This window comes from Spirosoma endbachense (assembly GCF_010233585.1).
GTDB lineage: Bacteria > Bacteroidota > Bacteroidia > Cytophagales > Spirosomataceae > Spirosoma > Spirosoma endbachense.
On the sequence record NZ_CP045997.1, the window covers coordinates 5,594,431 to 5,617,613 of the forward strand.

The 23,183-nt window shown below is 47.6% G+C and carries 18 protein-coding genes and 1 riboswitch; of the genes, 11 read left to right on the forward strand and 7 right to left on the reverse strand.

What is annotated here, in order from left to right; all coding sequences use genetic code 11:
* Positions 1 to 28: 28 nt before the first annotated feature.
* Positions 29 to 484 carry a DinB family protein gene (locus GJR95_RS22595; protein ID WP_162388016.1) on the reverse strand — a complete coding sequence of 152 codons (456 nt, stop codon included), beginning with the start codon at positions 482 to 484 and terminating at the stop codon, positions 29 to 31.
* On the reverse strand, positions 481 to 3,480 hold the full coding sequence (locus GJR95_RS22600; protein WP_162388017.1) for a glycoside hydrolase family 3 N-terminal domain-containing protein: 3,000 nt from the start codon (positions 3,478 to 3,480) through the stop codon (positions 481 to 483). Before GJR95_RS22600 ends, GJR95_RS22595 begins: the two co-directional genes overlap by 4 nt.
* Positions 3,481 to 3,835: 355 nt before the next feature.
* Positions 3,836 to 3,935: riboswitch (SAM riboswitch) on the forward strand.
* Positions 3,936 to 4,219: 284 nt separating this feature from the next.
* Between GJR95_RS22600 and GJR95_RS22605 the strand changes: the two genes are divergently transcribed.
* Both GJR95_RS22605 and GJR95_RS22610 read left to right on the forward strand, forming a co-directional pair.
* Entirely contained in the window at positions 4,220 to 4,921 is a 702-nt protein-coding gene (locus GJR95_RS22605; RefSeq protein ID WP_232540828.1) for a YceI family protein, read from the forward strand.
* Positions 4,922 to 4,992: 71 nt separating this feature from the next.
* Positions 4,993 to 6,282, forward strand: coding sequence for a dipeptidase (locus tag GJR95_RS22610; protein WP_162388018.1), 1,290 nt, complete (start codon positions 4,993 to 4,995; stop codon positions 6,280 to 6,282).
* A 355-nt stretch (positions 6,283 to 6,637) separates the two neighbouring features.
* Here the strand turns inward: GJR95_RS22610 and GJR95_RS22615 are convergent, their stop codons facing one another.
* Both GJR95_RS22615 and GJR95_RS22620 read right to left on the reverse strand, forming a co-directional pair.
* Positions 6,638 to 7,255, reverse strand: coding sequence for a PD-(D/E)XK nuclease family protein (locus GJR95_RS22615; protein ID WP_162388019.1), 618 nt, complete (start codon positions 7,253 to 7,255; stop codon positions 6,638 to 6,640).
* Positions 7,256 to 7,316: 61 nt separating this feature from the next.
* Positions 7,317 to 7,760: a DMT family transporter gene (locus GJR95_RS22620; RefSeq protein ID WP_162388020.1), complete on the reverse strand. Its 444-nt coding sequence runs from the start codon at positions 7,758 to 7,760 to the stop codon at positions 7,317 to 7,319.
* Between the two features lie 130 nt (positions 7,761 to 7,890).
* Here GJR95_RS22620 and GJR95_RS22625 point away from each other — a divergent pair, with 130 nt between their 5' ends.
* The 3 genes from GJR95_RS22625 to GJR95_RS22635 all read left to right on the forward strand — a co-directional run bounded on the left by GJR95_RS22625 (position 7,891) and on the right by GJR95_RS22635 (position 11,022).
* Positions 7,891 to 8,883, forward strand: coding sequence for a multidrug DMT transporter permease (locus GJR95_RS22625; RefSeq protein WP_162388021.1), 993 nt, complete (start codon positions 7,891 to 7,893; stop codon positions 8,881 to 8,883).
* Positions 8,884 to 9,153: 270 nt separating this feature from the next.
* Positions 9,154 to 9,768, forward strand: coding sequence for an outer membrane beta-barrel protein (locus GJR95_RS22630; RefSeq protein ID WP_162388022.1), 615 nt, complete (start codon positions 9,154 to 9,156; stop codon positions 9,766 to 9,768).
* A gap of 393 nt (positions 9,769 to 10,161) precedes the next feature.
* Positions 10,162 to 11,022: a UbiA prenyltransferase family protein gene (locus GJR95_RS22635; RefSeq protein WP_162388023.1), complete on the forward strand. Its 861-nt coding sequence runs from the start codon at positions 10,162 to 10,164 to the stop codon at positions 11,020 to 11,022.
* A 325-nt stretch (positions 11,023 to 11,347) separates the two neighbouring features.
* Here the strand turns inward: GJR95_RS22635 and GJR95_RS22640 are convergent, their stop codons facing one another.
* Positions 11,348 to 12,796: an RNA polymerase sigma factor gene (locus tag GJR95_RS22640; protein ID WP_162388024.1), complete on the reverse strand. Its 1,449-nt coding sequence runs from the start codon at positions 12,794 to 12,796 to the stop codon at positions 11,348 to 11,350.
* A 789-nt stretch (positions 12,797 to 13,585) separates the two neighbouring features.
* Here GJR95_RS22640 and GJR95_RS22645 point away from each other — a divergent pair.
* Positions 13,586 to 16,513 carry a PAS domain-containing protein gene (locus GJR95_RS22645; RefSeq protein ID WP_162388025.1) on the forward strand — a complete coding sequence of 976 codons (2,928 nt, stop codon included), beginning with the start codon at positions 13,586 to 13,588 and terminating at the stop codon, positions 16,511 to 16,513.
* Positions 16,514 to 16,777: 264 nt separating this feature from the next.
* Positions 16,778 to 17,185, forward strand: a complete 408-nt coding sequence (locus GJR95_RS22650) for a response regulator (protein WP_162388026.1) — start codon at positions 16,778 to 16,780, stop codon at positions 17,183 to 17,185.
* 217 nt (positions 17,186 to 17,402) lie between these two features.
* On the opposite strand, the gene GJR95_RS22655 is transcribed toward GJR95_RS22650, so the two are convergent.
* The gene (locus GJR95_RS22655; RefSeq protein WP_162388027.1) at positions 17,403 to 18,131 is read right to left on the reverse strand and encodes a DUF72 domain-containing protein; all 729 of its coding nucleotides are present in this window, start codon (positions 18,129 to 18,131) and stop codon (positions 17,403 to 17,405) included.
* A 525-nt stretch (positions 18,132 to 18,656) separates the two neighbouring features.
* Between GJR95_RS22655 and GJR95_RS22660 the strand changes: the two genes are divergently transcribed.
* Both GJR95_RS22660 and GJR95_RS22665 read left to right on the forward strand, forming a co-directional pair.
* A complete protein-coding gene (locus GJR95_RS22660; protein ID WP_162388028.1) occupies positions 18,657 to 19,004 on the forward strand; it encodes a hypothetical protein in 348 nt (115 codons plus the stop codon).
* A 169-nt stretch (positions 19,005 to 19,173) separates the two neighbouring features.
* Complete coding sequence (locus GJR95_RS22665; RefSeq protein WP_162388029.1) at positions 19,174 to 19,428, forward strand: hypothetical protein; 255 nt, start codon at positions 19,174 to 19,176, stop codon at positions 19,426 to 19,428.
* Positions 19,429 to 19,574: 146 nt separating this feature from the next.
* Here GJR95_RS22665 and GJR95_RS22670 read toward each other — a convergent pair whose 3' ends face one another.
* Entirely contained in the window at positions 19,575 to 21,281 is a 1,707-nt protein-coding gene (locus GJR95_RS22670; RefSeq protein ID WP_162388030.1) for a hypothetical protein, read from the reverse strand.
* Between the two features lie 109 nt (positions 21,282 to 21,390).
* Between GJR95_RS22670 and GJR95_RS22675 the strand changes: the two genes are divergently transcribed.
* Positions 21,391 to 21,579, forward strand: a complete 189-nt coding sequence (locus GJR95_RS22675) for a hypothetical protein (protein ID WP_162388031.1) — start codon at positions 21,391 to 21,393, stop codon at positions 21,577 to 21,579.
* Positions 21,580 to 21,805: 226 nt separating this feature from the next.
* The gene (locus tag GJR95_RS22680; RefSeq protein WP_162388032.1) at positions 21,806 to 23,002 is read left to right on the forward strand and encodes an alpha/beta fold hydrolase; all 1,197 of its coding nucleotides are present in this window, start codon (positions 21,806 to 21,808) and stop codon (positions 23,000 to 23,002) included.
* Positions 23,003 to 23,183 lie beyond the last annotated feature (181 nt).

Sequence of the window (23,183 nt, forward strand, 5' to 3'; positions counted from 1 at the left end):
AGCTAGCTATAAAACGTTCTTGCGCTTGCTAGCTCTCCCTGACCCAGACAATGAAGTCTGTGATGGGTGCTTCCTTCAACATCGGCCGTATGAGTTGCACCACTTGTCCCCGGTGATAAGCCGCATGATGGCTCATGTGCGTCACAATGTCGATCAGGGTGCTTTGAAATGGTTGCTCTTTGGACGTAACGTAGTCAAAAGACTGTAATAACTCCGGTTCGGCAAGGGCGTTGATGTAACTGACTATTTTGCGATGCTGGCGCTCGGCGGTTTCACCCATCCAGCTTACCGGAATATCTTCCCAGATGGAAACAAATGTTGTCTCTTTTGTCACACGGCCAAACCAGACCTGTTGTGCGGATAAAATATGCCCCATGACGGCAAGCGCCCGCGCTGGTGGATTGTCTATACCTTCTATCGCTTCAATGACACGTAGGTTAGCCCAGAGCTCGTAGTTCAGTAAGTGGATCAGGTAATTTTTCATTGAATGCCACGTTTAACCGCTCGATATAACGCTTCAACCACGTTTGTACGCGTATTCAACTCGCTAATTCGATTATTGTTGCGGGTCGGGTAGACGCGGTTCGACAGGAAAACGTAGGCCAGATTGTAGGCTGGTTCGGCCCAAATGAACGTACCCGTAAAGCCCGAATGCCCAAAACTGTCCTTAGTGGCCGATTGGGGCGCATTGCCAGAGTATTTGAACGACGGTTTATCGAAGCCAAGTCCGCGTCGGTTGCCCAGTTCAGGGAATTGATAACGGGTAAATTCATTCATCGTTTTGGTTGAAATAAATTGCTGGCCCGCGTAATTCCCTTTCTGCAAATACATCTCCACTAATTTCATCAGGTCATTTGCAGTACCGAATAAGCCCGCATGACCCGACAGGCCGTCGAGCATGGCAGCTCCTTCGTCATGAACGCGCCCCCAGATCAGTGTTTTGCGAAACAGTGAGTCATACTCAGTCGGCGCAATGCGATTGAGCGAGTAGAAATTTCTGGGGTGATACGTTAGCGTTGTAGCGCCCAATGGCCGATAGAAATTTGTTTTGAGATAGTCTTCGAAATTCGTTTTCGTGATTCGCTTCACCACCTGGGGATACAGAATGAACGATAGGTCAGAGTATACATACTCTTTCTTTTCGTTCAGTGGCGAGTCTTTAATTTGCTGATAGATCGTTTTGGGATATTTTTTGAATTCAAACAGGCTATCAGTCACTTCAATGGGATAACGACCGGAGCGCTCAGCTTTGAACGTTTTGGGTTTCCAGGAATCATCTTCATTTTTGGTGTCTTTCCAGAAAGCAATCCAGGCTTTCAACCGGGCCTGATGAGTCAGTACATCGCGCCAGCGTAAATCGGCTTTATTCGATTTCTTGAGCCAGGGCAGGTAATCGACCATTTTACCGTCGAGGTTGAACTTCCCTTCATCGACCAGCTTCATCAGAGCGGGCGTTGAGGTGCTTACTTTCGTTACAGAGGCCATGTCGAACAGATCGTCTAACTGCGTTGGCTTTGGCTCGGCACCCAGCGATGCATCGTATGTGTGTGTACCATATGCTTTGTGAAAGATGACTTTGCCATCTTTGGCCATTTGTACCACACAGCCCGGAAACGCTTTCTGGGCCAGCCCAACATTTACCAGTGAATCAACCTGTTGCATCAGGTAACGGCTATCAATGCCAACCTCTTCGGGGATCGTGTATTTCAGACGGCCAAGCGGTTTGATCGCCAGTCCATCGCCCACCCGGAAGCGTTGGTTAACCGTAACGGGGAGTTTGCCCGATGCGCCAATCGCGCCAAAAATCAACTGGGCCGAGAGCTCTTCGGCGTAGGTAGTCAATTGATAGGGCATCACAATGGCCCGCGCCTGCTCGATGTTGCGGCTAGCAAGAACAGTATCTGCCGGAAAGGTCAGCTTGTCGAGCGCATAGACGTTTCCAAAGACTGTAACCACGGCTTTGCCCGTCGCCACTAATTCACTGACCAACCCCGCAGTTTTTGACTGGAGGCCATACTTGACCGCAGGCCGGATGTTATTCAGATGCACATCGACCAGAATCAAATTATAATTTTTGAGCGAATCCCGAACCTGAGCCAGTGTCGAATCGGGTGTTTTGGAGGTAATATTGAAATGATCAACCAGTGTGTAGTTGGCGGCCATTTTCTGAAAGGCCGTGACTTTATCGCTTTCAATGGCTACTGAGGCAATCCGTAACGTATCCAGCCGTTGCAGGGGCAACAGATTATTGGTATTTTTCAGAACCGTCAGGCTTGCTTCAGTGAGTTTGCGGTTGAGCAGGTCATCGCTAACCGGATTCAGGTCATTGACCAGATTATCGAGCACAATGGGTTTGTATTGATTCAAACCAACCCACGCCTTCGCGCGTAGTACTTTCAGACAGCGGGCGTCCAGCGATTCCTGGGTCATACGACCAGTAGCTATAGCCTGTTTAATCTGAGCCATAGCCGCCGGAACATCTTCGGTAAATTCCAGGACATCCATACCCGCTTCCAGACCAAGCTCATCGGCCTGGCCGGATGGGAAATATTTCGTGACGCCCTTCATGTTCATCGCGTCTGAGAAAATCAATCCCTGAAAACCCAGTTCGTTTTTGAGCAGGTTGGTGACGATGGCGGGTGAAAGTGTTGAGGGGCGGTTACGGGTTGTGTCGAGGGAGGGGATGCTCAGGTGAGCGATCATGACACCGGCGGCTCCGGCGTTGATCAACTGTTTGAACGGATACAACTCCAGCGAGTCGAGTTGCGCCCGGCTTTTATTGATCAGCGGTAAATCATAGTGCGAATCGGTACCTGTATCGCCATGACCCGGAAAGTGCTTCAGGCTGGTTAACAGATGGTTGTCCTGCATGCCCCGCATATAGGCAAGGGCTTTACGTGCAACCGCATATTTATCTTCGCCAAAAGATCGAAAGTTAATAACCGGGTTATTGGGATTATTATTGACATCGACCGAAGGGGCAAAGTTGACATGAACACCTAACCGGCGGGCCTGTTTAGCCAGATTTGCGCCCATGGTGTAGATGAGCGAATCGTTGCCCTGCATGGCTCCGAGTGTCATCTGGTAGGGATAGCGAACCGTACTATCCAACCGCATGGCCAGCCCCCACTCGGCGTCCATCGCAATTAAAAGGGGGACTGTCGAAAGTGCCTGTAACCGATTGGTGAGTTTTGCCTGCCGGATTGGCCCTCCCTGAAACATGACTACTCCGCCAAGCTTATAGGTTCTAACCAGATTTACGAGCGAATCTTCATAGGTGGGTTTTCGGTTCGAGTAGCCCGAAACCATGATCAACTGACCGATGCGTTCATCGGGTGTCAGCGTTGCAAAGACGGAGTCGGCCCAGCGGTTCTGACTGGCATTCAGTTGCAGGAAAGAAGGAGTTGTTGACTGCGAAAAAGCCTTTGTGAGAAAAATAACGTTGATGAAAGTAATAATCAGGAGCCGACAATAAGGCATGAGCGAAAAAATTGGGTCGTGAAGGGTCAAAAATACGAAAAGCTCCGCTACAACACACTCTTTACAACTTGCTCTATATGCTGGATTAATTTACTGGAGGGTTTAAATCTGTATTTGTATCGCTTCTGTAAACAAAATTGCGCGGGCCAAACGAACGGTTCGACCTACACGATTTATTCACCGGCAACGAATAGCCGGTTTTGGTGCCTTCTGATTTCAGGTTTACGTAAAGTGAAAGCATCTATTCATTGAAGAATTAAAAAAATAACAAAATCTATAGGAGAAGTTTGCTTTTCTGGAAACGAGTCATTTATCTTTGAACCGTCTTACACTTACTACCTGCAAAGTAGCTGTGGATTTATACCGAAAGGGGGAGAGACAGGCTCATTGAACCCTTAGCAACTTGCCAGTTGGCGATAGTGCTAACCTGCCTACTTCGTTAGGAACTATAAATTTACATTCCATGATTACGCACGCCCAACGCTGCTTTTCTCGTTTTTCCGGAGCAGCCCGCTCCATGAGCCCAATATCCTGCTTTTGTTGCCATTGAGTCATTTTGTTCGGCTGGCTTCGCTCTAGTCAGTAAATTCTATTTATTGATGAGCAGCAAGAAGGCTATTTTCAATTTTATTCTATTAAATCTATGGAATAAATATCTTTATAGGGAAATGACGAAAAACACAAGTAACGATACCAGCTAGATACGCCTGCATACCTTGCCGAATACACGCCACGAGCCATGACACTCAATGTACCGGCTCATCAAAAAACCAAAACTAAATACCTGAAAATACCGCTTCGGCGGATCGATATGAAAAAGACAATTCAACTCCTGTTTGGCCTGATGGCCCTCTCGCTGGTTTCGGTGGCAAATCCAACTCCGCCAAAAGCGAAAGAAGTCACGTATAAAGTCGATACCCAACAAAGCCGACTCGTCTGGACAGGTAAAAAAGTAACCGGTGAGCATACGGGACTGGCTCCAATCAGTAGCGGTTCGCTGTTGCTGGCAGGAGACAGGCTGAAAAGTGGTACGTTCGAGGTTAATCTGAAGGCATTGACCGTGAGTGATTTAACCGATGCTGATAAAAATGCCAAGCTGGTAGGACACCTGAAAAATGACGACTTTTTCGGGGTTGAAAAGTATCCGACGGCTCGATTGGCAATTGCGTCGGTAACGCCAACAGGCGACGGCAAATATAGTCTAGAGGGGAAATTGACCATCAAAGGCATTACGCACGACATCAAATTTCCGGCTCAGCTCAAAACAGAGAGTGGCAAGCTGACGGCAACGGCCAAATTGACAGTTGACCGGACTAAATACGGCATCAATTATGGCTCAAAGAGCTTCTTCGAAACCATTGGCGACAAAGCGATTTACGACGACTTCACACTCGATGTAACGGTGGTAGCCATACCGTCGAATGCTGTAGCGAGTCGGTAAGACTATAATTGGGTTATTGTTACGTGTCCACTTCATCAACAACTAGAAATCAAATTTCATCAATCCTCACTATGAAACCTTCCCCGTTTTTCACCACCGGACTCGCCTGGTCGTTAGCCCTTGGGCTTACGGCCAGTGCACAGCAAGTTCCGGTCAAATCAGACTCTCTAACCGATGCGGTCGTGCGTCGGGTGCATAAATACGCCCTAACCATCGATCCGCATCTGGACATTCTGGCCGATTTTAATACCGCCGGTAATGATGCCGGTACAGAAACGAAAGGCCAGTTTGATCTGCCTAAACTGGAGCGGGGCGACCTGGACGTAGCGACGGTGGCCTTGTTTGCCGGTACAGCCAAAAAGACCCCGGAGAATATTGCCAAAGCCCGAAAGGAGATCGATACGAAGTTGGCCGCTTTACGCCGGTTTGTGAGCCAGCACCCCGATCGGCTGGAGTTTGCCTACACGGCGGCCGATCTGGAACGCATTCCGGCAAAAGGGAAACATGCCATTTTACTGAGCTTTCTGAATGCTTTCTCGCTCGGCAAAGACCTGACTCAACTGCCATTGCTTTATGGGGAGGGCGTGCGGGTGTTTGGTCTGACGCATGCCGGTAACAACGACTGGGCTGATTCATCACGGCCATCGGTGGGATTTGGCGACAAACCCCACGAACTGGGGGGATTGTCGGTGTTGGGCAAACAATCGGTTTCGGAACTGAATCGACTCGGTGCTATTATTGATGTCTCGCAGTTGACGCCAGCGGGCGTTTTTCAGACAATTCAGTTGAGTCGCGCACCCGTTATTGCCTCCCATTCGGCAGTGCGGGGGCGGGTCGATGCCACACGTAATCTCAATAATGACGAGCTAAAAGCCATTGCAGCCAATGGAGGTGTGGTGAGTATTGTCGCCTTTTCGGCCTACTTGCATCCATCGACAGAGCAGTTAGCTAACTACAAAAAGAACGTTTGGGAACCGTTTGGCCTGCAACCCGGCGACGATGCCAAGTCGAAACTCAATGCAGCCGATTACCAGAAATTTCAGGCGGCCTATCGCGATTTTTCGAGTAGCGGCTACAAATACACCACCCTGGCTGATTATCTGGATGCGGTTGATTATGCCGTTCGCCTGATTGGCATCGATCACGTTGGTCTGGCTTCGGACTTCAATCATGGCGGTGGGGTGACTGGCTATGCTCACGTTGGCGAGTTGCCGAATGTGACCCGCGAATTGCTCAAACGTGGTTATTCGGAGGAGGAGATTCGAAAACTCTGGGGTGGGAATTTTCTGCGCGTATTCCGTGAGGCAGAAGCCACTGCAAAGGAATTGCAGCGAGAACAGAAACTGGCCGCTAAACAATAAAACGCTTCCTGGTACGAGCTGGAGCGTTGACCGATCTGAACACGCGTTGATCAACGACCGATCGGTGAAGACAGTAGATTGCAGGAGGTAGCCGTTCCAGTAACGTTAACGTCTTGCACATGATAGGTGAGTAGTACCCACTGCGTCAGCCGACCCTTCCCATCGGGGGTCGGACTGACAACAGTATTACTAAGGCCGACAATACATACAGCTGATTGCGCCTATACACCGGCGAAATCAGCATAAGCTAAGCATACATTTCGAGTGCCCAACAAGTCCTACAAATCCGGCCGGCCATTGATCCGGGCTGGCCGGGTAGGCACAAGCAGGGTACGTATTTAGTGTGAATGGCTGGTCAGTGTCGTCGGGCGTCGGCATCCTCGCCTGGGGCTACAAATATTTTTTTATCTGTAATCAGCGGTCGGTGTTCTTCCAGAAACGCCTTGAATAAACGGATGTCCTCCAGTTGCTTGTCGATCGGGTGGGTCAGCGTATAACTCTCGACATAGGCTTCGGTACGACCACCCGGCTGAAATTCAGCAATCACGTATTCCATGAGCTTGATCCCTTTGCGCTTCAGGGCGTGGAGGTACAGATTCTGGTGGTTATGAACATAGCGACCAGGCTGATAAGAGGCCGTTGTCTTTATATCGACGGCCTTGAATTTTCCGATTAGATCGACATAGCCGTAGAACAGCACATCGTCAATCTGCCATTGGCAATAGACCTGTGTTTCGACAATAGGGCGGGGGAGAAGCTTCCTGACTTTTCGGAGGATTTCGGCATCAAAACGCTCTTCGTCAGTACCCTTTACGACCGCTTCCTCAAAGGAAATGCCACGCTCCTGCGCGGCTGTGGTCGGTGTTGGTACGCGATTGATCGAGTCAATCAATTCCTGAGCAGAGAGATTTCCTCCGCCCAGATAATGCGAAAATACATTGAGCAGAGAAGGATAGAAGCGGTAATTTATCACGGTTCTCGGTTTACAGTTGATGCGCCAGTCTACTGAAAACTGTAAACCGAAAATAGCAGACTTAGTTTTTCACCACCAGCAATACTCCGGCCATGATCAGCACCAGACCGAGTAATCGCCAGCCGTTGGCGGGGTGGAGTGCAAAGCCCATAAAACCGTAATGATCCAGAACAACAGCGGCCAGCAATTGCCCCGCTACGCTCAGACTTACGAGGTTAGCCGTTCCGATTTTGGGTACGCTGACAATCACTGTGATCATATAAACGGCACCCATTGCGCCCCCCATCCATTTCCACCAGCTTACCTGTTTGACCGTATCGAGCGGAGGAACCGAACCGCCCGAAGCCAGTAAAAGCAGCACGAGTACGATAAAGCCGGAGCCGAACGAAATGGCCGCTGCCAGAATAGGACTGGCCATTGCCTGTCGCAAATTTGCGTTCACACCTGCCTGAACGGTAATGGCTAAACCGACTAGAAAGGCAAAGAGAATATAGATGTAATTCATGATCACAAAGGTAGGCAATAGGTGGCTGTAGCTTTGTCTTTAAGCCTGCTTTTCTGGCAACTTATCGCGTTGTGGTAAAGTGTGCATTTTTGTAGCTTGCCCAGACTCATCCTAAATCCTCTTATTGGTTATGTTTATTATTACACACTACCCACTGGCTGTAGTTGTCTGTTTTGTTACGATGCTTTGCTGGGGCTCATGGGCGAACACCCAGAAACTGGCAACTCAGTCGGTGCCGACCACGATTTTCTATCGCGATTATACCTATGGCATCCTCTTTCTGAGCCTGTTACTAGCATTCACGCTGGGTAGCTCGGGCTCGGCCGGGCGATCATTTCTGACTGACATTGGTCAGGCCGATCAACAGAATCTACTCTACGCCCTCGTGGGCGGTTTTGTGTTTAATATCGCGAATATCCTTATTGTTGTCGGTATCGAACTCGCGGGGTTGTCGGTCGCCATGCCCGTAGGCATTGGGCTGGCTTTGATTTTGGGGGTAGTGGTCAACTATATTTTATCACCGATTGGCAATGTTGGGCTGCTGTCGGGTGGGGTATTCGCCATCTTTCTGGCGGTAGTCTTCAGTGCTCTGGCCTATCGATCGAAGAGTACGGTTGGGCAGGCGGTTAGCACAAACGGGTTGGTGATTTCGCTGGTTGGCGGTTTCCTGATGAGTTTCTTTTTCTACTTCGTGGCACGAGCAATGGCTACCGATTTCGCCAATCCTGCACCGGGGCTACTAACGCCCTATACCGCTCTGGTTTTATTCGGTCTTGGCGTCGTGATCAGCACACCCTTGTTTCTGCCCATTCTGCGTCGCTTTACGGGTAAAGCAGCCAATAGCACAGTGCGGTATGGCGAGGTGAGTACTCGTAATCACGGCATCGGCATGCTGGGCGGTATGATCTGGTGTCTGGGAATGGCATCCAGTTTGCTGGCTTCAGGCGAAGCGGGTTATGCCATCAGCTACGGGCTTGGCCAGGGGGCAACCATCATTGCGGTTTTGTGGGGTGTATTTATCTGGAATGAGTTCCGGGGTGCACCGGCAACGTCCAGTCGCTACCTGACCCTAATGGGCCTGTGTTATGTGCTGGGACTGGTGCTGATTATTGCGGCCAAATGAGCCGCTAAAGGCAATCGTTATTTATTGAGCTAAAGGAGCTGGCCTTCTGCTTCTTACCAGACAATTTCTTTAGATCAGAATCGGATTAAATAACCTGGTGCGGTTAAAATGACATAAAAATAGCATGAACATTGCAACGGTTTGAGGCCGTTGAGGGTAACAGCAGTAGAGCCTTGTTCTGGTTGTGCAGCTCATTTTGGGCCTGGCACAACGGCCTAAGGCGTATTCTTTTTACTGTATTCACCACGTTCCCTCAATTGCCAAACCACTATGCACAAGTCGCTATTTGCTCTTTTTTTTCTTGTCTCAACCGTTGTTTCTGCCCAACGCTTGGAGCCTTTTAAATTAAATCTGTCGGTGGGCTACGCGTCTCCTGCCGACCGGTCTGGTAATAAAGATGGAAGCAGTCCAGGGTTTGTCTATAGCATTGAGCCGCAATATGGAATTACGAATCACTTCGATATTGGAATCCGGTTTGAACAGGCTTTTATTCAGCGCCCCGAAGTATTGGGGAATCTCATTTATTTTGAGACACAGGCTAAATCAATTATGTCGGGGGCATTGACGCTCAATTATGTAGTTGGTAAAACCCCTGCATTTCGCCCTTACATCGGTGCCGGTGCCGGATTTTTTCGGGCCGCACAGAGTGACCAGCAGGTGATGGGCGCAGGAAACACAACGCTCTATTACTCGTTGCCCATCACGAATAAATGGGGAGCCCTGGTAAGAGCAGGGGTTAAAATTTTCCAGTTTAACGTCGAAGCGGCTTTCAATCTGCTGGAGGATACAACCGTCACCAACGAATTCACCAATGCTAAGTTGATTGGGAAAAATGAATATTTCAGCGTGAAGGCTGGCTACACACTTGGCGGTAGCCGGCATTAAACAGGCTGGTAACTTATTGACGGAAGGCGTCTTATCGGTAGAGAAAACTCGCCGATAGGACGCCTTTTTTTGTTCGTTCACCCTGACCGTGAATATGAGCGGATAATCACTCACCTGAGTAGCGAGAAAGGTAAGCGGTTGAAAAGGCGACGGAGTGCTGTTGTTGACCCAGTTACGGTCTGCCGTCGCGGTCGAAAGCGTACAAAGTTACTTTAGGATGCCAGCCCGGTGGCTCCTTACTAGCTGTCAAATTCAGTTAATAACGCAGCGTAAGACAGAAACATAAGATCAACAAGCAGGTAAACAAATAATCATTTTGCTCCAGAATAGGTTGGAAACTTTATCGCAATAAAGGGTATTAGAACTAAGGATAAGTCTAGTCGATTATTGCTTATGAATCATTCGATTCGCCATTGTTTAAAGGCTCTTGGTCAATTTTTGATCTTTGGCAATGCTTATATCGCACTTTGTGCGGTGGTTATGTGCCAGACTACGGCCGACTTATTCACCCTACAGCTACCTAACTCGTTTTTACTGTTCATTTTTGCCGGTACATTAGGAAGTTATTCGCTGCACTGGTATCTGACCGATACGACAGCCACATCGCAACGAAGTAGCTGGAATAAGGAGCATAAACTGACACTGCTCGTCTTGTTAATGAGTGCGGTTTTTGTCGGAGTCTGGCAGTTAAGCCATTTAATGCGCTACCTGGTCGATCTATTGCCGGTTATCGTGCTGACTTTTTTGTATACGGCCCCTAAAATCAATTGGCCACCGTTTCGTGCCTTGCGCCGGATTGCTGTTTTAAAGACGACTTATCTGGCCCTGGTCTGGACTTATGTAACAGTAGCCGTACCCCTATTGATAGTACCACCCGTTGGCGGTCCTGACGGGTCACTGATAAGCGTTTTGCTACTGAATCGATTCCTGTTTATCTACAGTGTGGCCTTGTGTTTTGACTATCGCGATCGTGACCAGGATCGTCAGTCGAGGTGGCTGACAATTGTGTCGATGCTGACCAACAAGCAACTACGCTTATTTAGTGCTGCCATTGCTCTTTGCTTCGGGCTATCGATTGCCCTATTGTATGCAAATGGCTTTGATTTGCGGCAGGTTGTCTGCTTAAGCCTGCCCATGATGTTGTTAGTACTAACAGTGGGCCGTATCGTCAGGAATGAATCTGATTATAGCTATTACATCTATTTAGATGGCCTGTTGATGTTGCCCGGTATATTACTGAAGCTCCTGCCATAGTACTTTAGTTGGCGTACCGGATGGGTTCTAATAACCACCTGTCATTACGTTTACATTAACCACAGTGATTATAGAACTAGTGCTCGGCCAATTTAAACCTATAAGGTTTCAAAAAACCTTATAGGTTTGTCACTATTACGTATTAAATAGAAATTGGAAGAGTACTGGTTTGTTGCACCGACACAATGAAGCCTTTATTCTATATATTCCTGCTTAGCTACTTACGTCTATTATTATTCTTATCAGCTAAGTTTACAGCACTACTAACATCCCGTTTCCAGATGCCACCATAAAACGGATGGTAAGAAAATTATACTTTAATGATCTATTCAGCCAACGTTATTTCGACGATCAATTTTCCTTTATCTCCATACTTTTTAATTGCCTCTGCTTCAGATAACTTGATCAGGCTATATTTCTTGTCAGATAACTGTATTGTTTCATTTAACTTCATTGGAGTTCCATTAATTACCAGATAATTTATTTTAGTTATAAATGAAAAGGTGCCACTTCCGCTAAACTTATTTGAGTTGATATTGACCTTTACATGCTTTCCCATGAGGTAAAGTCCATTATTTACAGCTGACCAAAACAATGTTGAGGCATAAAACGTACCAGACATTTCAGAAGAATCTACTTTGTTATCTGATTTAATTAGTCCCGTTGATATCGTCGTTTCTGATGCATTGTTTTCGACTATTTCCTGATTTTTTAATTGAGTGGATTGTTGGGGCTTGTTCAATAAGTTTGTTGAATCAAAAGCCAGCGTCGAGCCTGTAAGGAGCAATGCGCCTAAAGTGTTTACTGTTTTCATCTTCTCAATATGTTTAGTTTTTTCATTTGATATGATGCCATTATCTGAAATGGTGGCAGTTGTTGTATCAAAATTTAAAACCTTTTTATCATGATTTTTTTTTGAATCTATATCAGAAAAACCAAGCGAGCGCACAGTAGAATTATCCATTGACGTAGAAACTTTAATCTCCTTGTACGAATTAAAATGCAGAAACAAAACAACGGCTATATTCACCACAATTGCCAAAGTTGAAACGTCAGTCTTTAGGTAGTTTTCAGAGAATATGGTAGGCGACTTGAATTTTGGTATTGAAATTCCACTAAAATCTATTGTATCGATTGGAGCTGATTTTTGAGGCTGTATCTCGAAATAATTTAATTTCCTGGTAAACAAATCATCTATATGCCAAAGCCTATCCGGGAGCAATATCAATACTGCTAACTTCTTCCTTTTTTTGTTCCCTTTTGCCTTCTTTGTAAGAATTCCCCGAATCGACTTTCGGGCTCTTGCCAAATGTGATTTTGACGTTCCCTCGCTAATTCCCAATTCGACCCCGATTTGAGCATGCGTGAAATTGTCGAATACGTATAGATTAAAGACGAGTTTATGATGCTCGGGCAAACACTCGATCGCTTCCAGGAGCTCAGCCTCAGAGAAGTTAGTTTCCTCATTGAGTTGATTTTCATTCTGGGGTTCGGTTGAAGCCATGACATAGGCAATCCTGCCTAGATGGCACTTCTTTTTCTTTTGCTCCCGGAGGTATTGCAAGGCTGTATTGACCACTATACGCCTTAACCAGGCTTCAAAAGAACCTTTGTTTTCAAAGCTTGACGATTTATCAATAGCTACCAGAAAAGCATCATGAGCTAAGTCTTCTGCGATCTGCCTATTATACGTGTATCGATAGCAGACGCCAATCATTTTAGCTATGTTATGCTTATAAATAGTTTCCCAAAAACTCTTCGGTACATCATTCATAGTGACAATGATGCTTTTTTTTCAAATGGTGGCAGTTTGAACAGGCCAAATTATTTATTGGTAAATTCGTCAATAAAGCAATCGATGGGTTTGTTGTGGTGTCGGTTTCTTTAAACCGACACAGCGAGGACGGTTTGCCGATGCAACGGTTCGCATTCCTCCGACCGAAACTGATCATACATCCCGTCTGAGGATAAGCGCAGAATGATTACTGGCAAGCATCTACCATCTCTGAATGGCTACTGGATCGTGTTTTGGAGCTTAATAAATTAGACACGCTTTCCATGATCGCGACGTTAAGCGTATCAGGAAATGAAAAAGCCCCATCTGTTGAACCAGTGGGGCTGAAGAAACGTAACAGATCTAAAACGTCGGTTTGACTGGTTTATTGTGTACCCTGAAACAGGAAGGGCCTTATTTTTCACTTTTTTTCATGTCCTCAATCGTTTGATTAAGCACTTTCGCTTACCGTTTTGGTCGCACAACACTGAGCGAAAGACCTAAGAAAGACGCGTTATCTCAACGATTTCTGTAATACTCTATTGGTTTGATTGAGTGGCATGGCTCGAAGCCAACGGCCTAAATTTAAGAAGCTTTTTTTTGCTCGCTGACTATTGGTTTGTAGCCGGAACTTTCAACGGCGATGAATAAACATTTTCTTATTTTACTGGTCTACTATGTTTTAACTACGTGCCCTATCTTTGATCGATCAGTTTCTAACCACCTGTGTAAGCTATGGCACCTCTAGAGAGGATAGCCTGGCACACAAACTAGCCATACTTTTCTGCCTTGAAACCCGCCGACTTCAGTAATAGCTATCTTTTTTTGGCCGGTGGAGGTGAGATGGGAGAACTCACGCGCAATCATGACTGGTCGAAAACAGTTGTCGGAACGCCCGATCAATGGCCCCAAAGCTTACGGACAACCGTTAGCACCTTACTCTCGTCAAAATTTCCCATGTTTTTATGGTGGGGACCTGAGCTGATTCAATTTTACAATGACGCCTATCGCCCTAGCCTGGGAAACGAAGGTAAACACCCAACCGCTCTCGGCCAGCATGGGCAAGACTGCTGGCCTGAAATCTGGCCTACCATTAAGCCCCTGATCGATCAGGTCATGGCTGGTGGTGAATCGACCTGGAGCGAAGATCAACTCATCCCAATTTACCGAAATGGTCGATTGGAGGACGTATACTGGACCTTTAGTTACGGGCCCGTTCGCGATGAAACAGGTAAGATTGCCGGTGTACAGGTCATCTGTCAGGAAACCACCCAACAGGTCATTGCCCATCAACGACTGTCCGAAAGTCAACGTCAGGTGTTGGCCTATTTTGAGCAATCACCCGTGGCGATTGCCATCATCAGTGATCCAGATCTGACCTTCCGCATGGCAAATCCCTTTTATGGGCAATTAGTAGGTCGTCGACTTGATCAGATTGTTGGCAAACCGCTACTGGAGGCTTTACCCGAACTTGGCGGCCAGGGCTTTGACCAGCTTCTCAGAGGTGTGCTGGATACGGGTGTTCCGTTTATTGCCCCAGAGGTGGCGGCCGATATTGTCCGCAATGATCAGCTGGAAACTATTTATGTCGATCTGGCCTACCAGCCGTTGCGAGAAGACGATGAGCGTATCACCGGCATTCTGGTAGTAGCTACCGATGTCACCCAGCAGGTGCGAAGCCGCCAGAAAATAGCTGATCGGGAAGCCCGGTTTCGCTCTTTGATCGAACAGGCACCCGTGGCAACCGGCTTGTTCGTAGGTCGGAATCTACTCATCGAGCTGGCAAATGAGCCGATGCTCCGGTTTTGGGGAAAAGGCCCGGATGTATTTGGCAAACCCTTAGCCAACATATTACCCGAACTGGTCGATCAGCCCTTCCTTCAAATTCTGGATCAGGTGTACACCACGGGGCAGGCTTATCAGGCGCTGGCAGATCGCTGTGATCTCGTTATTGATGGTCAGTTGCGTACGTTTTACTTTAATTTCACCTATCAGCCTATCGTTGATGAGCAGGGACAGGTGTATGCGATTCTGAATATGGCGGTCGATGTGACCGGGCAGGTACTGGCCCGACAGGCGCTGGAGGAAAGTGAGCGGTTTTCGCGCACCGTCTTCTACAATTCACCCGTTGCCAAGCTGGTGTTTGTAGGACCGGATATGATCCTGCGCGAAGCCAATGAAAAAATGCTCGCCATCTTTGGGCGTGACGCTTCAATCATTGGAAAGCCAATTATGGATGCCATCCCGGAATTGAAACGAACACAACTTTTTGACAAGTACCAGCGGGTATTGGCTACCGGCGAGATCCATGTGGAGCAGGCAGAGCCCATTGCATTGATCAGACAGGGCGTTGTCCATTATGGCTATTACGATTATACCTACAAACCGTTGTTTGACCACATCGGAAAAGTCTATGGAGTCATCTGTACGACTATCGAGGTGACCGAGCAGGTACTGGCTCGCCAAAAGCTGGAAGAAGCGGAGGCAAGCCTGCGTGGGGCGATCGAACTGGCGCAGCTAGGCACCTGGAGTATTGATGTAGCCACCAATGGGCTTACCTACTCCGACCGCTTAATCGAGTGGTTTGGATATAACCCGCACGGAAAAGACTATCAGGAGATGATTCCGATCCTTCAGCCTGAAGATCAACCGCGAGTGGCAGCCGCAGTTGCCTGGGCCTTAAATCCTGAATCCGACGGTGTTTATAATGATATCTATACCGTCATCCATCCCAGAACGGGCCAGAAACGAATCCTTCATGCGCACGGTAAGGCTGTATTTGATGCCGCCGGTATAGCCATTCGGATGAATGGCACCGCCCAGGATATTACCCTCCAGCGGGAACTTCAGCTGGCCCTCGAAACCGAAGTGCAGCTCCGCACAGAAGAACTGGAAGCCGCCAATGAGGAATTAGCGGCTAGTAATGAGGAGTTAGCGGCTAGCAATGAGCAGTTTTCGGCCATCAATCAGGAATTGGAAGAAACGGTTCAACAACTGAATCGGTCCAATGATAACCTCCAGCAGTTTGCGTACGTAGCCTCTCACGACTTGCAGGAGCCGCTTCGTAAAATTCAGCAGTTCGGTGATTTACTCAAAATGCGACAGACTTCATTATCGGGGGATGAGTTGGTTTACATTGAGCGAATGCAGTCAGCGGCCAGCCGAATGGCTACGCTGATACGGGACCTGTTGAATTTTTCGCGCATTTCCAGGCAGGGTAACACCAGCGTATCTGTATCGCTCAATGGGGTTGTTGAGCAGGTGCTGACTACCTTAGAACTGACGATAGCGGAAACGAATGCGGAGGTTAATGTGGAACCGTTACCTGCCATTGAGGGTGATTCGTCGCAGTTGAACCAGTTATTCCAAAATCTACTGGGTAATGCCATCAAGTTTCGTCGCCCATCGGTTAACCCGGTGATTCAAATCACCGCCCATACCTTACAGGCGAGTGAGTTACCGCCTTCAGTAAAGCCAGCCCGAACGGCCAAAAACTACTACAGGATTGATGTAGTGGACAATGGAATTGGCTTCGATGAAAAATATCTGGATCGCATCTTTCAGGTGTTCCAGCGGTTGCATGGTAAAAGTGAGTTTGCCGGTACGGGTATTGGTCTGGCCATCTGTGAAAAGGTAGTGGCTAACCATGGTGGAGCCATTACGGCTAGTAGTCAACCAGGCCAGGGCGCCACGTTTAGAATATACTTGCCCATTTAGAATCGCTCGATGGATGACCCGTTACCGTGAATGAGATACCAGTTCCGGGCGGCTGAGGGCAGTAGACTGACAACGTCGAAGGGAGTGCTCGGCCAATTTAAACCTATAAGCCGGGCCGTCGATGCAGTGTCAAAAACCGTATAGGTTTGTAATCAATGATTTTGGTACATATTTTACGTTGTGCATGGAAGTGGAGAATTTTTTTTGATATGTTTACGTATAGTACCCTGAGCGATTTATTGCCTACATCCTTTATTGCCACGAATGTCCAGTCTTAACCCAGCTCACGTTTGGATTGTCGATGACGATACGGACGACCAATACCTCTTCGAGATTGCCCTTAAGCGAGTAAATCCATCAATCGTCATCAAACTGCTGAGTGATGGAGAGGAGTTATTGCCCGCCCTCCGGCAAAGCGTTGCGTTACCTAGCCTGATTATTCTGGACCTGAATATGCCGCGAGTGAATGGATTTGAGGCTCTGGAACAACTGCGGGCGGATGCTGTCTATCGGGAAATACCGGTCGTTGTTTTGACCACTTCGTCGAGCTATGACGATCAGGAGCGGGCGGGCCGGCTGGGGGCCAATGGTTTTTTGACCAAGCCGCCTTCCATGGATCTCCTGTTGGTCCTGTTTGGCCAATTGGCTCAGCAGTGGGAACTCCATCTGTGATCTTCCCTGAAAGCGGATTCTCTTCTGAAGGTAATTCCTCGTATCAATTGGTCGGACTTATTGGTCACCGATCAGACAGTGTAAGGAAGCCAGTACCGGCTCCTTGCTACTTAAATCCAATAGTCTGGCTGATCTTCAGCGGATCATCGATAAACTCTGGGCTATTGGGTTGAGATAGTATAATTGCCCTTGATGCCCGAAGGTATCCCTTAAAAAATTAGCTGGTTAACAACTGCTGCAAGCGTTGTGCGTTACGTACGGCATGGCCTGCTCCATCATTGTTAAAATACGCATACACGTCTTTACCCATTGTCGCCCATTCCCGGATTCGATCTGCCCACCAGCCCAGATCTGCATCAGAATAGCTGCCTCCATACAAGTACTGGAAGTCAGGGCCATGCAAGCGCACGTACACAAAATCTGCTGTAGTCCGCAGGATGCAGGGCAAGTGAGCACCACTCATGATACAATAAGCGACCTGGTGCGCTTCCAGTAGATGAAAGATAGCTTCGGTATGCCAGCTGGGGTGTCTAAATTCAAGCGTTACCCGCATCCAGCCCGGAATCTGGGCTAAGAAATAAGCCAATCGGTCATAATCATACCCTTGTTGAGGGGCCAGCTGGACCAGTAGAACGGCTCGTTTTTGGTGGAGCAGGTGCCAGCATTCTTTGATTCGTTTCATCCAGGCCTCGGGCGCATAGAGCTTTTTGGCATGCGTGAGTCCTCGGGGTGCCTTGACCGACAGGCGGAAATCGGCAGGTAAGCGTTCATACCAGCTAGCGAAGGTAGCCTGTTTAGGCCATCGGTAGAAGCTGCTATTGAGTTCGACGGTCTGGAATTGTTGCACGTAGTAGCCCAGCCGCTGATGGACGGGGGTGGGATTGGGGTATAAAACCCCTTGCCAATGGTCGTAACTCCAGCCAGAGGTGCCAATGTAGATGCTCATAGGAAAAAGGCTAACAGGAACAAAACCGTAGGAAAAACAATCGGTTAGAAATCGATAAAAAATCTGATTGTAGGGTTGCCAAACCTTTTTTATCGGCACACGCTCGTTCGCATGGCATCACCTGGGAACCAGAGATAAAGCATTAAGTAACATTTTTGGTAGCCAACTTAAAAAGTCAACGAACAGGGGAAAGCGCATTCTTTTTAGCAAAAAGGCGGCATGACCTGCACAACAAAACACCATCGACAATTTCTAAGGTTTTTCTAATCGATTCCAGGCCACTCCTTTCCTGTAATATGCCGAAGTTTGCCCTGATCCGTTTGACTACCAACGGATACCAGCCTACTTAAATCAATCGTCATTGCCATGTTTGTTAATTGGGAATTCATCGCTGATCCAGATTCGGGTGTAAATAGCCATTTGTCGCTGGCAGGTGGCAATTTTGTTGAGCCAGGCCCAGGCGAAACTATGTACAGGCAGTGGCCAGTCAATTTCAGAAGACCAACTGTATTGCCGGCTTAATTCATGGAGGAAGCTATCTTCATCTTTCAGACACCCAATCGAATGGCCAGCACCTGCCTGATTCGAATCGACCGCGAGTTGCAAATCGTGATCGCAACTGAGACGCAGCAAAGAATCAGTATCACAACAACATCTGAATTGATGGCTACCGAACTCGTGAAGCAGTACCAGCTGATCCCCCAACGGCTGCTGTTGATTGAACATTATCCTGAATCAACAAGACCTCAGCTCTATGGCGAATCATACTATCTGGTCACCTTTACCTGGGTGGGTCAACAGGCCAGTAAGGCGATACGGCAACCCCTCCCGTTGTCTGAATTTAAGGAGGTCTTACAGGCTATAGTGAGCTGAGACGACAAAACCTTATTCGGGGAACACGGCTACCACTTGAGGAGCATCAATACGGCGAAGTCCTATTCAGTATGAATAGCCTGCAACGAGTAAACAGATTCCTCACGACGAAATAGAATTACGCCGGCCGTAACTTAAGTTCGATACTATTTTTAACCACAGGATGACAATGCCTCAACGACAGCAACTTAATCAGCAACTACAACAACTCGAAGCCGACATTGCTCGCAGCCGCCAAGCCATCCAGGCTTATATGAGCCTTTTATTTAGTTATAGTCAGCTAGCCGATCTGGAAACCGGGAGTCGGTTAATCATCGATATGACTGATCGACTTGTTGCAGAACGTCAGCAGTATGAAACGATCACTGCTCATCATGATGAGCTGCTTCGTCAGCTAGGCAGGCTAACCAGCCAAGCAGATTAAATTCTGTAAGTCAACTGTGACTTAACGCGAAACGATCTCGATCCGAGAGGGGAGGGAGTTTTCTGCCAAAGCAACTAGCTACTGCTTCACGGATTATGACCAATACGGAAGGATGTTGACTTTTAGTTTGACCAATAGACCAGTGGTCACGAAAGATTAAGTATATGGTGAAATGGTGTAAACCCGGTTAGATAAACGGTGGGCGTATCCATTGCCGGAAGGGCTCCCCGTAGCTGCACGCCTTTGTGTTCGGCTTTACCCGGCCCAAAATTGATGGTGTCGGAACCAACCGTATACGAGCCCGATTCACCTGATAAGAGGTACGAATTAACTTTTTTCGGATGTTTGATCACACCCGCCAATGTACCACCCGCCCGAAAGATGAGTTCAAGCGCCACGGGTACGCCTTCCGTACCTGTAATGTCAATCGCTATCTGTAGCCCATTCGCTGCCTCTTTAACTTTTACAGTCGTATCAAGCATCTGGACTTCACTCTGTTGGCGGTCGGCCCTTGGCATTTTGTCCCAATCACCCTCAGTGTCAATCTTGTCGGCAGAAAATGGCTGATAATAAGGGCCATCGAGCGATTTCTGCATAACCCACGTATCACCCTGCTGCTCAATTTTGTCGGTTTGAAACTGTCCTTTCCCGAAGAATGAAGCCGCCACTCGCATACCTTGCAAAACAGCATTACCTTTATGAAAGGTGAGCCAGCTGGCATTGTTCGACAAGAGCGTGGTGTCCCAGTTAGTTCGCCGGATACGCACCACACCTGAGTAGGGAAAGGCTTTGGCGTAGCTGGTTGGTAAAGGCTTGCTGGCCGGTAGTTCGTTCCAGAGCATTGGGTCTTCCAGGAAATAATCGAGATAGCCCGCCAGTTGCTCTGAGGGACAGGTCTTTTCAATTAACCGACACATGGCTGCCATTTCACCGTTTTTGTCGAGCAGGGCCATGTAGCGATAGCAGTAGTAATACTTGGCCATAGTACCGATAGTGCCCTTGTCCTGCCGATTCGAAGCCTCCGTCACGACCTCGCCATTCGGGTGGACGTAGTAAAGCGTCATCATCAGATTTTTGCGAACCGGCTCATATAGCTCCGGCTTTTTCAGGCCTCGGGCCATGATGATCAGCGATCGATCAACAATGGGCGAATAGGTATTGGTGCTCTTTTCATTGAATTGGCCGTCGGGGTCCAGGTCAATATGCTCGGCCAGCCATTGGTCGATACGTTTGGTGTACCGGGGATCAGGAAACACCTCGTTTAATTTTGTCAGTGCCGCCGATACCACCCACCGATGGTTTGGCGTATGAATACCACCTACACTAAGGGCGTCACCCGCCTTTGTCAAAAATGTTTTTAGTAAATCGAGGGTTGTTTCCGAACCGGTACTATTGGCTTGTTTCAGAAATTTATACGCCGGAATGATATTCTCCAGCAGGAAAGCCGTGTCGGGCGTTGAATGGAAATTGGTTTCCAGCAAATCAATCGTGCCATCGGCATGCTGCATCTTAAGCAAAGCCCGAACCGCAGCCTCCACCTCTTTTAGAACCTCTTTGGATTGATAATGAGCAGATTCCGGACAGGCAATCAAGGTGGATGCCCGCATGATAAACCCGCTTGTAGAATGCGGATTCGGTATGTCCATATCGTTCATGTAGCTCCCCACATACCTGCTGGCCGGGTCTGTGACCTTTATCGGTTTATAATTGGCCAATTGCTGATCGTTGATTTTTATCCACTCGAGCAACCAGGCTGGTTTGGTGGGAGCTATAGTGATAATCCCCTTAAATCCCAGTGCCGGAATCAGGCAAAGGGATGAAGCACTGAGTGTTACAAAATTTCGTCTTTTCATTGCAGAATATCTTACCTATATCGGACAGCATCTCTGCTGTCCAGCCGACAGATTTTCGGCCGTAATGAAGCCATAAAGAGAGCCAGCTTTACGGTTGCCGATTACGGCAATGGCCCCAACCTTCTTTGGGAAACCCATCGCTGTTGGCCACCCGCAAGCCTTGCTGTTACTTGCTTTCAGAAAGTGGATTGGGCAGGTAATTTACTACTACGCCATCATCTCGACTCTGCCAAACGGCATGGTTCAGGTTTTCGATCCTGACAGCCATTTTGCAAAAACTGGCCATCTCATGGAGTAAATTTTCTGCTTATTATCATCTTAGAGTATGTAGGGGACGCGTGGTCAGTTTGCTACGAAATCTACTGGCCATACCTCCGAAGTCTCCAGATAAATTCGTGGGTTTGCCTTTGACAAAGCGCTAAACCGCTCTGTCAGCCTGATTGGTGAAGGATGATAATTAAGTAGGCTGACAGGCTTTACAAACGTATTCAGGGATCAATAATTTTTACCATTAATCCATCGTCATGCAGTATTTAAAAAGTTTTGCCTTCTTTTTTTTCGTTATACTAATCAAGGGGCACGCCCAGAATGCTTTTCAGGCAAATTACGACGAATCGAAAGTTCCACCTTATACGTTACCCGACGTTTTAAAAACGACTGGAAACGTGGCAGTTAAAAGTAAGGTGATGTGGGAAAAAATAAGACGCCCTGAAATAATTAAACTTTTTGAAGAGAATGTGTACGGCCAAATGCCTAAATCCTATGAACGACTTACTTACTCGATAAAAAATGAAAATGCTGGCGCAATGGCTGGTAAAGCAACCTTGAAAGAAGTACTTATTGAGGTCGTAAATAACAATAAGCCGGTAAAAATAAATCTTGTACTTTTTGTTCCTAATAAGCAGAAAAAACCAGTTCCGGTTTTCGTGCTGATCAATAATCGGGGTAAAAATAATACTGATCCGACCCGAGCGGAAAAAAGTGATTTCTGGCCGGCAGAAATGGTAATTGACAGTGGGTATGCAATCGCGGCATTTCATGTTAGCGATCTGGCTCCTGATGATACGGCTAAATACGTAGACGGAGTGCTCCAGTTATATCCTGAGCAATTGACTGCAAACAATGGTATGCGGGCCATTGGTGCCTGGGCCTGGGGTGCTAGTCGCGTACTGGATTATTTTGAAAAAGATGCCGCTATAGATGCTAAAAAGGTCGTCGTTGTGGGACATTCACGGGGGGGCAAAGCATCGTTATGGGCGGCTGCCGGGGATCAACGTTTTGCAATGTGTGTTACTAATTGTTCGGGTAATACGGGTGCAGCACTATCCCGCAGGCGATTTGGTGAAACGGTTGGTCGAATCAATACCGTTTTCCCACACTGGTTTACAAAAAATTATAAGAAATTCAATAATAACGAAGATTCATTGCCCGTAGACCAGCACATGCTGATTGCCGCTATCGCACCAAGACCGCTTTATGCGACGAACGCTTCGAAAGATCTTTGGGCCGACCCAAAAGGGACATTTTTATCCTTAAAAAATGCCGAGAAAGTGTATGCGTTATTCGGCCTTAAATCAAATCTCAATTCAGATCCTCCTGCTATAAATCAACCCATTATCAACTCACAATTAGGCTACCATATACGAGAAGGAGAACATAACCTGACGACCTTCGACTGGAGCAATTTTATAAAATTTGCAAACGCTCATTTAAAAAAGTAAGCTGTTGGTTAGTTGTAAGTTCTCTAAAAAGAGAAGACGTAATTGTTGATGTGATGTCGGTTTCTTGGGTGTGGTGTCGGTTTCTTCAAACCGACACAGCGAGGACGGTTCCTCGATGCGACGGTTCGCCGTGGTGATTCTCCAAACCTCGTCGTTCAGGCCAGATGCGGTTTGGAGAAAC